General features: G+C 69.9%; 14 protein-coding genes. 1 reads left to right on the top strand and 13 read right to left on the bottom strand.

Annotated features, from left to right (window positions below):
• Nucleotides 1-258: 258 nt before the first annotated feature.
• The 10 genes from Pflav_RS02850 to pgsA all read right to left on the bottom strand — a co-directional run bounded on the left by Pflav_RS02850 (nucleotide 259) and on the right by pgsA (nucleotide 7,738).
• Nucleotides 259-1,407, bottom strand: coding sequence for a YncE family protein (locus tag Pflav_RS02850; protein ID WP_232070951.1), 1,149 nt, complete (start codon nucleotides 1,405-1,407; stop codon nucleotides 259-261).
• A 59-nt stretch (nucleotides 1,408-1,466) separates the two neighbouring features.
• Nucleotides 1,467-1,676 (bottom strand): PIN domain-containing protein, encoded by a 210-nt coding sequence (locus Pflav_RS02845; protein ID WP_173033534.1) that lies wholly within the window; start codon nucleotides 1,674-1,676, stop codon nucleotides 1,467-1,469.
• A 190-nt stretch (nucleotides 1,677-1,866) separates the two neighbouring features.
• On the bottom strand, nucleotides 1,867-2,097 hold the full coding sequence (locus Pflav_RS02840; RefSeq protein ID WP_173033532.1) for a type II toxin-antitoxin system VapB family antitoxin: 231 nt from the start codon (nucleotides 2,095-2,097) through the stop codon (nucleotides 1,867-1,869).
• Nucleotides 2,098-2,158: 61 nt separating this feature from the next.
• The gene (locus Pflav_RS02835; protein WP_173033529.1) at nucleotides 2,159-2,914 is read right to left on the bottom strand and encodes a YebC/PmpR family DNA-binding transcriptional regulator; all 756 of its coding nucleotides are present in this window, start codon (nucleotides 2,912-2,914) and stop codon (nucleotides 2,159-2,161) included.
• Nucleotides 2,914-3,507 (bottom strand): pyridoxal 5'-phosphate synthase glutaminase subunit PdxT, encoded by a 594-nt coding sequence (gene pdxT / locus Pflav_RS02830; RefSeq protein ID WP_173033527.1) that lies wholly within the window; start codon nucleotides 3,505-3,507, stop codon nucleotides 2,914-2,916. The genes Pflav_RS02835 and pdxT overlap by 1 nt, the downstream gene beginning before the upstream one ends.
• A 61-nt stretch (nucleotides 3,508-3,568) precedes the next feature.
• On the bottom strand, nucleotides 3,569-4,480 hold the full coding sequence (gene pdxS / locus Pflav_RS02825; protein WP_173033525.1) for a pyridoxal 5'-phosphate synthase lyase subunit PdxS: 912 nt from the start codon (nucleotides 4,478-4,480) through the stop codon (nucleotides 3,569-3,571).
• Nucleotides 4,481-4,543: 63 nt separating this feature from the next.
• Nucleotides 4,544-5,062, bottom strand: a complete 519-nt coding sequence (locus Pflav_RS02820; protein ID WP_173033523.1) for a hypothetical protein — start codon at nucleotides 5,060-5,062, stop codon at nucleotides 4,544-4,546.
• A gap of 18 nt (nucleotides 5,063-5,080) precedes the next feature.
• The gene (locus Pflav_RS02815) at nucleotides 5,081-6,217 is read right to left on the bottom strand and encodes a glycosyltransferase family 4 protein (RefSeq protein WP_173033521.1); all 1,137 of its coding nucleotides are present in this window, start codon (nucleotides 6,215-6,217) and stop codon (nucleotides 5,081-5,083) included.
• A 13-nt stretch (nucleotides 6,218-6,230) separates the two neighbouring features.
• Nucleotides 6,231-7,127, bottom strand: a complete 897-nt coding sequence (locus tag Pflav_RS02810) for a phosphatidylinositol mannoside acyltransferase (RefSeq protein ID WP_173033519.1) — start codon at nucleotides 7,125-7,127, stop codon at nucleotides 6,231-6,233.
• On the bottom strand, nucleotides 7,124-7,738 hold the full coding sequence (gene pgsA, locus Pflav_RS02805; RefSeq protein ID WP_173033517.1) for a phosphatidylinositol phosphate synthase: 615 nt from the start codon (nucleotides 7,736-7,738) through the stop codon (nucleotides 7,124-7,126). Before pgsA ends, Pflav_RS02810 begins: the two co-directional genes overlap by 4 nt.
• A gap of 175 nt (nucleotides 7,739-7,913) precedes the next feature.
• On the opposite strand from pgsA, the gene Pflav_RS02800 reads away from it, so the two are divergent.
• On the top strand, nucleotides 7,914-10,073 hold the full coding sequence (locus Pflav_RS02800; RefSeq protein WP_173033515.1) for an elongation factor G-like protein EF-G2: 2,160 nt from the start codon (nucleotides 7,914-7,916) through the stop codon (nucleotides 10,071-10,073).
• A gap of 85 nt (nucleotides 10,074-10,158) precedes the next feature.
• On the opposite strand, the gene Pflav_RS02795 is transcribed toward Pflav_RS02800, so the two are convergent.
• From Pflav_RS02795 to thrS, 3 genes are read right to left on the bottom strand one after another with little or no spacing between them, the layout of a single operon-like run.
• On the bottom strand, nucleotides 10,159-11,139 hold the full coding sequence (locus Pflav_RS02795) for an aldo/keto reductase (RefSeq protein ID WP_173033513.1): 981 nt from the start codon (nucleotides 11,137-11,139) through the stop codon (nucleotides 10,159-10,161).
• 34 nt (nucleotides 11,140-11,173) lie between these two features.
• On the bottom strand, nucleotides 11,174-11,665 hold the full coding sequence (locus Pflav_RS02790; RefSeq protein WP_232070950.1) for an HIT family protein: 492 nt from the start codon (nucleotides 11,663-11,665) through the stop codon (nucleotides 11,174-11,176).
• 31 nt (nucleotides 11,666-11,696) lie between these two features.
• Nucleotides 11,697-13,700 carry a threonine--tRNA ligase gene (gene thrS, locus Pflav_RS02785; protein ID WP_173042195.1) on the bottom strand — a complete coding sequence of 668 codons (2,004 nt, stop codon included), beginning with the start codon at nucleotides 13,698-13,700 and terminating at the stop codon, nucleotides 11,697-11,699.
• Between the last annotated feature and the right edge of the window lie 62 nt (nucleotides 13,701-13,762).

Genomic DNA, 13,762 nt, shown 5'->3' with positions numbered 1-13,762 from the left:
CACAGACCGTTTGCTCCCGCGGGCACCGCGCGGGTCGGCGGCTCGCTGGCGCTCGCCGAGATCCCCGACCCGCGCTGCCGGGCCCGCGGTCCAAGCCCAACCCCCGGCGAACTGGACTCGATACGCGGGCTGACCGAGGCGCTGCGGGTCACCGCCCGCCGCTACCTGGAGCATCTCGCGGAGACCGGCCGGGTGGCGCGGGCCTCGCGGTACGGCGGACCGGGCCGCCCCGAAGTGGAGTACGTGATCGCCTGAGCCTCAGCGGATGTTGCCGGTGTGGCCGAGCGAGTACCGGCCGGGCTGGGGCCAGACCGTGAGGCCGTGCGGCCCGTCGCCCACCGGGATGCGGGCGAGGAGCCGACCGTCCTTTGTGCTTATCGCGTAGACCTCGTTGTCGTACCGCCCGGAAAGCCACAACACCGCGCCATCCGCCGAGACGCCACCCATATCCGGACTACCTCCGCCCGGAAGCTGCCACTTGGTGATTGGCTTGAGCGTGTTGGTGTCGAGCACGGTGATGGAACCCTCGCCGCGGTTGGAGATGAACGCGCGGGCACCGTCCCGGCTGAAGTAGATGCCGTGCGTCCCGTTGCCGGTCGGGATGAAGCCGGTGCGTTTGGTGGCGGCGGCGTCGAAGACGTAGACCCCGTTCGCGTGCATGTCGGCGACCAGGAAGTGCTGCCCGTTCGGCGTGAGCCGTACGTCCTGCGGCATGCCGTGCGACGACACGTCGAGGTCGAACTGCCGCACCTTCTTGTGCGACGCCCCGTCCAGCACGATCATGCGGTTGGCGAACTCGCAGCTCACCAGCATCGTCTTGAGATCGGCCGAGAAGTCCATGTGGTTGATGCCTGCGCACTCGGGAAAGTTCAGCGACTTGGTACGCCGCCACGTGGTGGGGTCGTAGAAATCCAGCCGCTTGTACGCCTCGGCGACCACGATCGCCTGCTTGCCGTCCGGCGTGAAGTACAGGTTGTACACGTCCTGCACATTGATCAGCTTGCCGGACTTCCCGGTCCGCGGGTCGATCGGCACCAGCCCGCCCGTCGGTACCTCGTCGGAGGCGACGTAGAGGGTACGGAGGTCGTGACTGGGTACGACGTGCTGCGGCTCCGGCCCGCCGTAGAACTTGTTCACCACCTTGTACGTCTTCGGGTCGATCACGTAGACGTCGTTGCTGTTGGTGTTGGGGACGTAGACAAGCTCGCGGTGCCCGCGCACGGCGTCGCTGAGCATGCCGGGCCCGGCGGCGGCGTAGACGTTGACGGCGGTGGGCACGCCGCCGTGGGCCGAGGGTGCGGCGGCGGTCGGGCTGCCCGAGGGAGCGGCCTCACCGCTGTCGTCGCAGGCGGCGGCGACGAGGGCAAGCACGAGGCATCCGGCCAACACCGGCCTGATCGTCGACACGACCCCGACCCTAGCTGGTTTGCCCCTTTTGCCCGCCCTCGTTCGCCAAAGACGCCGGGTCAGGGCAGGGTGCTGATCCGCTGCTGCTTGAGCTCGGGAACGAATCGAGCGATCGTCTCGAAGTCGCCGTCTTCGTGCAGAAGTACAAGCTTCAACCGAATCGCCGTGGCAGCCACCACATAGTCGGCCACCGATACACCCTGGTGTGCGCTTCGCGTAGCAAGATCACGCCGGATCACCGCGACGAGTTCCCATACGTTGTCGGCCACCGGAACCCAGGGATAGGTGGACTGAGCTTCTCCTCCGCGCCGGCATACTGCTTCGCATCCGCCAACGTCAGCGTCTCCGCGAGCACGGGCTCGCATACAGCGATCCGAGCCTGTCCCACTACATCGGCCCACTCCGGATCGACCTGTTCGCGATCGATGCGGACCAAAGCGCTCGTGTCAGCCAGATACCTCATCGATCGAGCTCCTCAAGGAGCTCGTAGTTGAACGCGCCTTCCCTGGACATCTGGCGAAGTTCTTCCAGCGCCTGCCGGCGGATGGCTCGCTTGGCCATCACCAAGTCGCGCAGCGCGATGTTCAGAGCTTCGTTGCGGGACGTCGCGCCGACCTGGCGCATCGCCTCTTCGAGAAGCTCCTCGTCGAGCTCCGGCTCTGTGTCCTTCTTGAGTGACGTATCGGTCATGGTCACCTCCTCTCGCCAAAATAGGGCCGGACGAGTTGGGCGGTAGACCCCAAAAATCGGCTCAGCCGACGGCGGCCATTACCTCGTCGGATACGTCGAAGTTCGCGTACACGTTCTGCACGTCGTCGCAGTCTTCGAGCACGTCGATCAGCTTGAAGATCTTGCGGGCGCCTTCCTCGTCCAGCTGCACGTTTACCGACGGGACGAAGGAGGACTCGGCCGACTCGTACTCGATGCCGCCGTCCTGGAGGGCCGTGCGGACCCCGACGAGGTCGCTCGGCTCGCTGACCACCTCGAACGCCTCGCCCAGGTCGTTGACCTCCTCGGCGCCGGCGTCCAGCACGGCACCGAGCACGTCGTCCTCGCTCAGGTCGCCCGGGGTCTTCGGCACGATGACCACGCCCTTGCGACTGAACATGTACGACACCGAGCCGGCGTCGGCGAGCGAGCCGCCGTTGCGGGTCAGGGCGGTGCGCACCTCGGTCGCCGCGCGGTTGCGGTTGTCGGTCAGGCACTCGATGAGGATGGCGACCCCGTTCGGCCCGTACCCCTCGTACATCACCGTCTGCCAGTCGGCGCCGCCGGCCTCCAGGCCGGAGCCGCGCTTGACGGCGCGGTCGATGTTGTCGTTGGGTACCGAATTCTTCTTCGCCTTCTGGATGGCGTCGAAGAGCGTGGGGTTGCCGGCCGGATCGCCGCCGCCCGTGCGCGCTGCCACCTCGACGTTCTTGATGAGGCGGGCGAAGAGCTTGCCGCGCTTGGCGTCGATGACCGCCTTCTTGTGCTTGGTTGTCGCCCACTTTGAGTGGCCGGACATTACCCCTCCGTCACGTTAAGCCCCGCGCGCACCATTTCCACGAAGTCGCGGTGGACCCTGAGGTCGCCGGTCAGCTCCGGGTGGAAGGCGGTGGCGAGCAGAGTGCCCTGCCGAACCGCGACAATCCTACCGGCGGCGCGCCCAAGTACCTCTACCCCCTCGCCGACGCTCTCGACCCACGGTGCCCGGATGAAGACCGCGTGGAACGGATCGTCGAACGCGCTGAGCGTGACCGGGCCCTCGAACGAGTCGACCTGCCGCCCGAACGCATTGCGCCGCACAGTCATGTCGATGCCGCCGAAGGACTGCTGGTCGGGGCGGCCGTCGAGCACGTGCTCGGCCAACATGATCATGCCGGCGCAGGAGCCGTACGCGGGCATGCCGCCGGCGATGCGCTTGCGGATCGGCTCCAGCAGGCCGAACTCGACGGCCAGCTTGCTCATCGTGGTGGACTCGCCGCCGGGGATGACCAGCGCGTCGACGGCCTCCAGCTCCTCGGGGCGCCGCACCGGCGACGCGTCAGCCCCACAGGACGACAACGCCCGCACATGCTCACGTACGTCGCCCTGTAGCGCGAAGACGCCGATCTTCACCCTGCCACCTTTCCTTCGCGACTGCGGGGCTCGGTCGCTAGCGCTCCCTCACTCCTCGCACTCACCAACCGCGCTCCGCCAGACGGTGCGGCTGCGGGATCTCGTCGACGTTGATGCCGACCATCGCCTCGCCGAGACCGCGCGAGACCTTGGCGATCACGTCGGGGTCGTCGTGGAAGGTGGTGGCCTTGACGATCGCGGCGGCGCGCTGGGCCGGGTTGCCGGACTTGAAGATGCCCGAGCCGACGAAGACGCCCTCGGCGCCGAGCTGCATCATCATCGCGGCGTCGGCGGGGGTGGCGATGCCGCCCGCGGTGAAGAGCACGACCGGCAGCTTGCCCGCCTGCGCCACCTCGCGGACCAGCTCGTACGGCGCCTGGAGCTCCTTGGCCGCCACGTACAGCTCGTCCTCGGGCAGCGACGTGAGCCGCTTGATCTCGCCCCGGATCTTGCGCATGTGGGTGGTCGCGTTGGAGACGTCACCGGTGCCCGCCTCGCCCTTCGAGCGGATCATCGCGGCGCCCTCGGTGATGCGGCGCAGCGCCTCGCCGAGGTTGGTGGCGCCGCACACGAACGGGACCGTGAACGCCCACTTGTCGATGTGGTTGGCGAAGTCGGCGGGCGTGAGCACCTCGGACTCGTCGACGTAGTCGACGCCGAGCGCCTGGAGCACCTGGGCCTCGACGAAGTGCCCGATGCGGGCCTTGGCCATCACCGGGATCGAGACGGCGCTGATGATGCCGTCGATCATGTCGGGGTCGCTCATCCGGGAGACGCCACCCTGGGCCCGGATGTCGGCTGGCACCCGCTCCAGCGCCATGACCGCGACCGCGCCGGCGTCCTCAGCTATCTTGGCTTGCTCGGGGGTGACCACGTCCATGATGACGCCGCCCTTGAGCATCTCGGCCATGCCGCGCTTGACGCGGGCGGTACCGGTGGCGGGCGCGCTTGGCGGGGCAGTGATCTCGGCCATGACCTGCAGTTTAGTGCCGATTCAGGCCGGCTCCCACAGCCAATCGCCCCCAAGGTGGCCTGCTCAGGACAGGGGCGAGACCGGCGTCACAGATACCGGCGCCAATATAGGGTCGTCGATATCGAAGTACTCCGGCTCGGGGTGCCGCCGCGTCATCCGCAACAGCCGCACCGTGGGTCGCCGGCGCACCGACAGCGCGTCCCGTACCAGGTCGGTGTAGACCTGCCGGGCCACCGCGAGCCGCCGGCTGGCCGCCACCAGCGCCTCGGCGTCCGGGCCGAGCGAGATGGCCCGCAGCTGGCGGGTGAGGTCGTTCTCCGCGGCCTCACGTCCGGCGCCGTCCGGCGCCCCCGTGGCCAGATCCGGGGCGTCCAGGGCGATCCGGGCCGCCGCGTACAGCTCGATCGCCGCGCGCTCCTCCGCCAGTACGGCCGCCGCGGCCGCCCGCCGCAGCAGGTGCGCGTCGAGCGCCCTCGCCGCGGCCGCCGCCCGGGCGTGCAGCCGGTCGACGCGGCTGGCGGTCCAGGTCAGGTACGTCGACGCCAGCACCACCACGGTGACGACGCCGACGACCCACCACATGACCGCATGGTAGAGGGGTCAGACCGGCTCCTCGTCGATCACCCTTCCGACCGTGGCCTCGATCGCTGTCTCGTAGACCTCCAGCACCCGCTCCGCGACCATCGGCCAGTCGAACTCGGTGACCACCTGGCGGGCCGCCTCGGCCAGCCCGGACCGCCGCTCGGGGTCGTCCAGCAGCTCACCGACCCGGGTCTGGAGCGCGGCTACGTCGCCGACCGGGAAGAGCGCACCGGCCCGCCCGCCGTCCAGCACCCGCCGGAACGCGTCGAGGTCGCTGGCCACGATCGCGGTACCGGCCGCCATCGCCTCGGTCAGGATCATGCCGAACGACTCGCCGCCGGTGTTCGGCGCCACGTACACGTCCACGCTGTGCAGCATCCGGGCCTTGTCCTCCTCGGACACCTTCCCCAGGTACGTCACCCGGTCGTGCAGTCCCGCCGGCAGCCCGTCGAGCAGCTCGTCCCGCTCCCCCGGCCCGGCCACCAGCAGCCGCAGCCCGGGGCGGGCGGCGGCTAGCTCCGCGAACGCGGCCCGGAGCAGCACGAAACCCTTCCGCGGCTCGGTGAACCGCCCGAGGAACCCGACCGCCCCGCCCTCTCCCGGCCATCCGGGCAGCGGCGCGGCAGCGGCGAACTTGGCGACCGCCACCCCGTTCGGGATCTCCACGGCGCCGCCGCCCACGTGCTCGACCTGTACCTTGCGGGCGAGCGCGCTGACCGCGATGCGCGCGGTGATGCGCTCCAGGACGAGCTGGAGCAGGCCCTGGGCGGCGACCATCGCCCGCGACCGGGTCATCGCCGTGTGAAAGGTGGCCACGACCGGGCGCTCCGCGGACAGCACCGCGAGCATCGACAGGCTCAGCGTGAACGGCTCGTGGACGTGCACCACGTCGAAGTCGCCGCGGGCCAGCCACCGCCGCACCCGCGCGGTCGACACCGGGCCGAAGCTGATCCGGGCCACCGACCCGTTGTAGGGCAGCGGCACCGAGCGGCCGGCCGCCACCACGTACGGCGGGAGCGGCGCGTCCTCGTCGGCCGGCGCGAGCACGCTCACCTCGTGCCCGAGCGTGATCAGCGCCTCGGCGAGGTCCATGACGTGGTTCTGCACGCCGCCGGGGACGTCCAAGGAGTACGGGCACACGATGCCGACGCGCATGTGCCCCCTCCCGTCACGCCAGTCGCGCTGTCGCCGGGCTGTCCAGCCACAGTCGTTGCAGCATGTGCCAGTCTTCCGGATGTTTGGCTATACCCGCGGCCAACCCGTCTGCCACCTTCTGGGTGAGCGCGCGCACCCGCTTGTCGAGCGGGCCGTCGTCGGTAGGCGGCTCGATCCGGGCCAGTGCGCCTCGGGCACGCTCCGCCTCGTACCACATGGTGACGGTATAGAGCGGTGCGCCGGTGCGGAGCGCGAGCAGCGCGGGTCCGGCGGGCATCCGCGCCCGGCCGCCGAAGAACGTCACCTCCACCCCGCGGGCGGAGAGGTCGCGGTCGGCCAGCAGCGGCACGACGTACCCCTTGCCGAGGCGCTCGACAAGCTCGTCGAACGGTGGCCGCTCACCCCCGTCGGTGGGGATGATCTCCATGCCCAGACCCCGACGGTACGCGAGAAACCGCTGGTAGAGCGCTTCCGGCTTGAGCCGCTCGGCGACCGTGGCGATCGGCCAGCCCTTGGCCGCGACCCAGGCGCCGGCCGCGTCCCAGTTGCCCGCGTGCGGGAGCGCGATCACCGCACCCCGCCCGGACTCGACGTCGGCGCCGAGCCAGTCGTCGCCGTCGAGCGCGAAGTCGTCGAGGACCTGCGCCTTCGAACGGGACGGCAGCTGGAACGCCTCCATCCAGTACCGGGCGTACGAGCGCAGCCCTCGCCGTACCAGATCGTCGAGCTCGCCCTCCGGGACGTCCGGCCCCACCACGCGGCGCAGGTTGTCGGCGAGGCGGGTGGTGCCCTTCCCGCGCTTGCGTGCCGCCCAGTCGGCACCCGCCCGGAAGACCGCCGCCGCGACCGGCCGGGGCACGGCCCGGACCACCCGCCAGCCGGCGGCGTAGCCGAGCTCGGCGCCGTTCATGCCTTGGTTTGCGCTTGCTTGTACACGTGTGCGATGCGCTGCCCCACCGTGATCACGGAGAGCACCGCGAGGACCCACAGCGCCGCCACCAGCGCCCACTCCAGCCCGATGATGTGGAGCAGCCCGCCCACGCCGACCGTGATCAGCCGCTCGGGCCGCTCGGCGATGCCGACGTTGCAGGTCATGCCGAGGCCCTCGGCGCGCGCCTTGACGTACGACACGAGCTGCCCGACGGTCAGGCAAAGCAGGGCGGCGACCATGCCCCAGCGATCGTCCTGGGTGGCCAGGTAGTAGGCGACCGACGCGAAGATGCCGGCGTCGGCGACCCGGTCCATCGACGAGTCGAGGAACGCGCCGAAGCGGGTGGACCCGCCCTTCATCCGCGCCATCGTGCCGTCGAGGAAGTCCGTCAATGCGAACACCACGATGACCACGAGGGCGATCAGGAACTGTCCGCGCGCGGCGAACCCGATGGAGCCGATGAGCACGCCGATCGTGCCGGCCACCGTCACGGTGTTTGGCGTGATGCCCAGCCGGAGCAGGGCACGGGCAATGGGCTCGACGGCGGAACCGAGTGCCGTCCGAGCGTCTACACGGAAGATCTTCGCCATGGCGGTCTCACGATAACGGTCTTTCGACCCTGACCTGGCCTCGCCCCGTAACGGTTTACTTCGCGCATCGGGGTTGTGTACAGCGTGTTGCAGGTGTGGGATCGAAGGGCGAACGTGAGGTAGATCACTCGCGTTGGACGCATACGATCGCACTCCGCTGAGGGAGGTTCTGGCGATGGCGCAGAAGAGTCAGGAGAAGGGAGTCACCGGCCCCGCGCCGGTGGTGGACGCACCCGGCAGGGTACGCAACGTGGTGCTCGTCGGGCACTCGGGCGCCGGGAAGACGACTCTGGTCGAGGCGCTGCTCGCCGCGACCGGCACGATCTCCCGGGCAGGCTCGGTCACCGAGGGCACCACGGTCTGCGACCACGATCCGGCCGCGGTCAAGCAGCAGCGGTCGGTGACCCTGGCCTGCGCGCCGCTCGTGCACAACGGCACCAAGGTCAACCTGCTCGACTCCCCCGGGTACGCGGACTTCGTCGGTGAGCTGCGCGCCGGTCTGCGCGCCGCCGACGCCGCCCTCTTCGTGGTCTCCGCGGTCGACGGGATGGACGCCGCCACGGCAGCGCTCTGGGAGGAGTGCGCCTCGGTCGGCATGCCCCGCGCGGTCGCAGTGACCCGGCTCGACCACCAGCGCGCCGACTTCGACGAGACGGTCGCGCTGTGCCAGCGGGTCTTCGGCGACAACGTGCTGCCGCTTTATCTACCCATGCTCGGCGACGACGGCGAGTCGACGGTGGGCCTGATGGGGCTGATCACCAAGCGGGTCTTCGACTACACCGACGGGTACCCGCCGCAGGTCCGCGAGCCGGACCCGGAGCACCTGCCGGCCATCGAGGAGGCGCGCAACGAGCTGATCGAGGGCATCATCGCGGAGTCCGAGGACGAGACGCTGATGGACCGGTACCTCGGCGGCGAGGACATCGAGGTCGAGGTGCTGATCACGGACCTGGAGAAGGCGGTCGCGCGCGGCCACTTCTACCCGGTCGTGCCGGTCTGCGCGGAGACCCAGGTCGGCCTGGACGCGCTGCTGGAGCTGCTCACCGCCGCCTTCCCGACGCCCGAGGAGCACGACCTGCCGACGGTCACCGGCGTCGACGGGACACCGCAGCCGCCGCTGACCTGCGACCCCAACGGCCCGCTGGTCGCCGAGGTGGTCAAGACCACCATCGACCGGCACGTCGGCCGTGTTTCCCTGGTACGGGTCTTCTCCGGCACCCTGCGCCCGGAGGCGACCGTCCACGTGTCCGGGCACGGCATGGAGGACCGAGGCCACCCCGACCACGACGCGGACGAGCGGATCGCGCACATCTACGCGCCGCTGGGCGTGACGTTGCGCGAGGTTCCCGCGGCGATCGCCGGCGACATCTGCGCGATCACCAAGTCGGGCAGTGCGGAGACCGGCGACACGATCTCGGCCAAGGAGCAGCCGCTGCTCGTCGAGCCGTGGGAGATGCCCGAGCCGCTGCTGCCGGTGGCGATCGTGGCCAAGAGCCGCGCCGACGAGGACGCCCTCGCGAAGAACCTCGGCCGGCTCGTCGCCGGCGACCCCACGATGCGCCTGGAGCGCAATCCGGAGACCCACCAGCTCGTGCTCTGGTGCATGGGCGAGGCGCACGCCGACGTCGTGCTCGACCGCCTGCGCGCCGGCGGGGTCGATCTGGAGACCGAGCCGGTACGGGTGGCGCTGCGCGAGACGTTCGGAAACGAGTCGTCCGGGCACGGCCGGCACGTCAAGCAGTCCGGCGGCCACGGCCAGTACGCGGTCTGCGACATCAAGGTCGAGCCGCTGCCCCGCGGCAGCGGCTTCGAGTTCGTCGACAAGATCGTGGGCGGCGTGGTCCCGCACAACTACATCCCGTCCGTGGAAAAGGGCGTACGGGCCCAGATGGAGCGCGGCATCGTCGCCGGCTACCCCGTGGTCGACCTGCGGGTCACGCTCTTCGACGGCAAGGCGCACAGCGTCGACTCGTCGGACGCGGCATTCCAGACGGCGGGCGCGCTGGCGCTGCGGGACGCCGCAGAAAAGGGCCAGCTGACGCTACTGGAGCCGGTGGACGAGATCGTGATCCGGATACCCGACTCGTTCGTCGGCGCGGTCATGTCGGACATGTCGGGCAGGCGCGGCCGGGTACTCGGCACCGAACCCGACCAGAACGGCTCCGAACGCACCCTGGTCCGCGCCGAAGTCCCGGCCACCGAGCTAGTCCGCTACGCGGTAGAACTCCGCTCGATGACCAGCGGCGCCGGCACCTTCACCAGAACCTTCGCCAGGCACGAACCAATGCCACCCCACCTAACCGACCAAGCCAAAAAAGAACACGCCTCAGCCTGACCCCCAACCCTCGCGGTCGAGGCTTGCGGTTGATCAGGGAGTTCGTCGGGCGTGTCGCCGGCGCGCCACTCCTCCAACTCCCTGATCAACCACGCGAGAAGAGGGCGGTCACCGCCGCGGCCGCGTCAGCGGCTAGGGGGCCCTTGGCTAGGGCTGCGGCGTTTTCCTCGACTTGGGCTACCGTGCGGCAGCCGGGGATTGGGATGGTGCGGGGGCTGCGGGCCCAGAGCCAGCCCAGGGCGCCCTGGGCCAGGGTTCGGCCGTCCGAGGTCAGCGCGTCCCGCACCTCGGCCACGCGGTCCAGCCACGCCGGCGCCGGCCGCCCGTCCTGGAAGAACGACAGCCAGTCCGGCGCGATCCCCCGCACGTCGTCCGGGCCCAGCGTCGACGAGCGGGTGAACTTTCCGGTCAGCAGGCCCATCGCCAGCGGGCCCCGGTTGATGCTGGCCAGGTCGTGCTTCTCCACCACGTCGAGCACGTCCGGCGAGTCCTCCAGTACCGACATCGAATGCTGGATCGCCGTGACGTGCGGACCCACGCTCGCGATCGCCGAGGCACGGTCGGCGAAGTCGGTGCTCCAGCCGTACGCGCGGATCTTGCCCGCCGCGACAAGCGCCTCCAGCGTGTCCACCAGGTCGAGCGCGGTCGGGATCGGCAGGCCGTTGAGGTGCAGCTGGTACAGGTCGATGCGGTCGGTGCCCAGCCGCCGCAGGGAGGCCTCCACGGCCGACCGCAGGTACTCCGGCGTGGCGTCGCTGCCGGTCGCCTGGCGGGTCGCCTCGTCGAACGTGTTGCCCCACTTGGTGGCGATCGCCACCTCGTCGCGGTGCCCGGCGAAGGCGCGGCCGAGGATCCGCTCACTGTGGCCGGTGCCGTACACGTCGGCGGTGTCGTAAAACGTCACGCCCAGCTCAAGCGCCCGGCGCAGCGCCCGCACCGACTCCTCGTCGTCGACCTCGCCCCATCCGAGGGGCTGCGCACCCTGCCAGAAAGGCCCGCCGATCGCCCAGCAACCCACGCCGAGCGCGGAGACCTCGATGCCGCTACGTCCCAGAGTCCGTCTCATGCGTTCCACATTCACAGTTGGAGCGCACTGGAAGTCAAGCCTCGATCCACGCCGACGCCAGCAGGTCCCGCGTGTCCGACAGCAGCTGCGGCAGCACCTTCGTCTGGCCGATCACCGGCATGAAGTTGCCGTCGCCACCCCACCTCGGCACCACGTGCTGGTGCAGGTGCGCGGCGATACCGGCGCCGGCCACCCCGCCCTGGTTCATCCCGATGTTGAACCCGTGCGCGCCGCTCACCTGCCGTACCACCCGCATCGCGGTCTGCGTGAACGCGGCGAGCTCAGCCGTCTCGTCCGCGTCGATCTCGGTGTAGTCGGCCACGTGGCGGTACGGACAGACGAGCAGGTGCCCCGGGTTGTACGGGTACAGGTTGAGCACGGCATAGACGGACTTGCCCCGCGCGACGACGAGGCTGCCGTCCTCCATGCCGGGCGCCACACAGAACGGACAGCCGGGCGGCTGGTCCTTCCCAGCGATGTACGTCATCCGGTGCGGCGCCCACAGCCGCTCCAACCCGTCCGTCACGGAAGCAATCCTAGGGTCTGTCTAGCGGACCCTAGGCGGCCGACGGACCCGCGTTCGTGCGCGAGCGGACCACCTCGACCACGTGCGCCACGGCCTCCGCCAGCGGCATGCCGTTGCGCTGTGACCCGTCCCGGTACCGGAAGGAGACCGTGCCCGCCTCGACGTCCGCGTCCCCGGCGATGGCCATGAACGGGATCTTCTGCTGCTGGGCCGTACGGATCTTCTTCTGCATCCGGTCGTCCGAAGTGTCCACCTCGGCCCTAATGCCCTCCGCGCGCAGAAGCTCCACAAAAGACGCGAGGTACGAAGCGTGGTCGTCGCGGATCGGGATGCCCACCACCTGCACCGGCGCCAGCCAGGCCGGGAACGCGCCCGCGTAGTGCTCGGTCAGCACGCCGAAGAACCGCTCGATCGACCCGAAGAGCGCCCGGTGGATCATGATGGGCTGCTGGCGGGTGCCATCGGCTGCCTGGTACTCCAGCCCGAAGCGCTTCGGCTGGTTGAAGTCGAGCTGGATGGTCGACATCTGCCAGGTACGGCCGATCGCGTCGCGCGCCTGCACCGAGATCTTCGGGCCGTAGAACGCCGCCCCGCCCGGGTCCGGCACCAGCTCGAGCCCGGAGTCCTCGGCGGCCTGGCGCAGGATCTCGGTCGCCTCGGCCCACTCCTCGTCCGAGCCGATGAACTTCTCCGAGTCGCCCCGCGTCGACAGCTCCAGGTAGAAGTCCTCCAGGCCGTAGTCCTTGAGCAGGTCGAGCACGAACGCCAGCAGGTTGCGCAGCTCGCCGGGCATCTGCTCGCGGGTGCAGTAGATGTGCGAGTCGTCCATGGTCAGGCCGCGCACCCGGGTGAGCCCGTGCACCACGCCCGACTTCTCGTACCGGTACACCGTGCCGAACTCGAACAGCCGCAGCGGCAGCTCCCGGTACGACCGGCCACGCGCCCGGAAGACCAGGTTGTGCATCGGGCAGTTCATGGCCTTGAGGTAGTACTGCGCGCCCTCCAGTTCCATCGGCGGGAACATGGTGTCCGCGTAGTACGGCAGGTGCCCCGAGGTCTCGAAGAGGTGCGCCTTGGTGATGTGCGGCGTGTTGACGAACTCGTACCCCGACTCCTCGTGCCGCCGCCGCGAGTAGGCCTCCATCTCGCGGCGGATGATCCCACCCTTCGGGTGGAAGACCGCGAGGCCCGAGCCGATCTCGTCCGGGAAGGAGAAGAGGTCCAGCTCCGCGCCGAGCTTGCGGTGGTCGCGGCGGGCGGCCTCTTCCAACAGCCGCAGGTACGCCTTGAGCGCGTCGCGGGTGGGCCAGGCCGTCCCGTACACCCGCTGGAGCTGGGGGTTCTTTTCCGAGCCGCGCCAGTACGCCGCGGCGCTGCGCATCAGCTTGAACGCCCCGATCAGCCGCGTGTTCGGCAGGTGCGGCCCTCGGCACAGGTCCGACCAGCACACCTTGTCGGAGGAGGCGTCGACGTTGTCGTAGATGGTGAGCTCACCCTCGCCCACCTCCATGATCTCGTCCGAGTCGAAGCCGCCGGCGCCGGAGACGTCGACGAGCTCCAGCTTGTACGGCTCGTCGGCCAGCTCGGCCTTCGCCTCGTCAAGGCTCTCGAACCGCCGCCGGCGGAAGCGCTGCCCCGACTTGACGATCTCCTGCATGCGCTTTTCGAGCTTCTCGATGTCGTCCGGCTGGAACGGCCGCGGCACGTCGAAGTCGTAGTAGAACCCGTTGTCGATCGGCGGCCCGATGCCGAGCTTCGCCTCCGGGTACAGGTCCTGCACCGCCTGGGCGAGCACATGGGCGGTGGAGTGGCGCAGCACGTTGAGCCCGTCCGGCTCGCTGAGCGTCACCGGGGTCACCGTCTCGTCCGCCTCCGGCGCCCAGTCGAGGTCGCGGAGGCGGCCGGCGCTGTCACGTACCACGACGATGGCCGAAGGGCCCGCGGCCGGAAGGCCGGCGGCGGACACCGCGTCGGCCGCCGTCGTCCCGGCCGGGACGACGAGGTCGGCCACAGCGGGGGTACGGGGTGCGGACACGGCGATCTCCTCAGTGGTGTGCTCGGCAGTAACCGCTGCCATGCTATAGAAACGCGCCGTCC

The organism is Phytohabitans flavus (assembly GCF_011764545.1).
In the GTDB taxonomy this organism is placed as follows: Bacteria; Actinomycetota; Actinomycetes; order Mycobacteriales; family Micromonosporaceae; genus Phytohabitans; species Phytohabitans flavus.
This window is presented reverse-complemented; position numbering and strand designations above follow the sequence as displayed.

Coding starts and splice junctions, on each gene's coding strand:
- Pflav_RS02810 (WP_173033519.1), bottom strand. CDS start 7,127: ATGAACGGCGCCGAGCTCGGCTACGCCGCCGGCTGGCGGGTGGTCCGG.
- Pflav_RS02795 (WP_173033513.1), bottom strand. CDS start 11,139: ATGAGACGGACTCTGGGACGTAGCGGCATCGAGGTCTCCGCGCTCGGC.
- Pflav_RS02800 (WP_173033515.1), top strand. CDS start 7,914: ATGGCGCAGAAGAGTCAGGAGAAGGGAGTCACCGGCCCCGCGCCGGTG.
- Pflav_RS02835 (WP_173033529.1), bottom strand. CDS start 2,914: ATGTCCGGCCACTCAAAGTGGGCGACAACCAAGCACAAGAAGGCGGTC.
- Pflav_RS02820 (WP_173033523.1), bottom strand. CDS start 5,062: ATGTGGTGGGTCGTCGGCGTCGTCACCGTGGTGGTGCTGGCGTCGACG.
- pgsA (WP_173033517.1), bottom strand. CDS start 7,738: ATGGCGAAGATCTTCCGTGTAGACGCTCGGACGGCACTCGGTTCCGCC.
- Pflav_RS02815 (WP_173033521.1), bottom strand. CDS start 6,217: ATGCGCGTCGGCATCGTGTGCCCGTACTCCTTGGACGTCCCCGGCGGC.
- pdxS (WP_173033525.1), bottom strand. CDS start 4,480: ATGGCCGAGATCACTGCCCCGCCAAGCGCGCCCGCCACCGGTACCGCC.
- Pflav_RS02840 (WP_173033532.1), bottom strand. CDS start 2,097: ATGACCGATACGTCACTCAAGAAGGACACAGAGCCGGAGCTCGACGAG.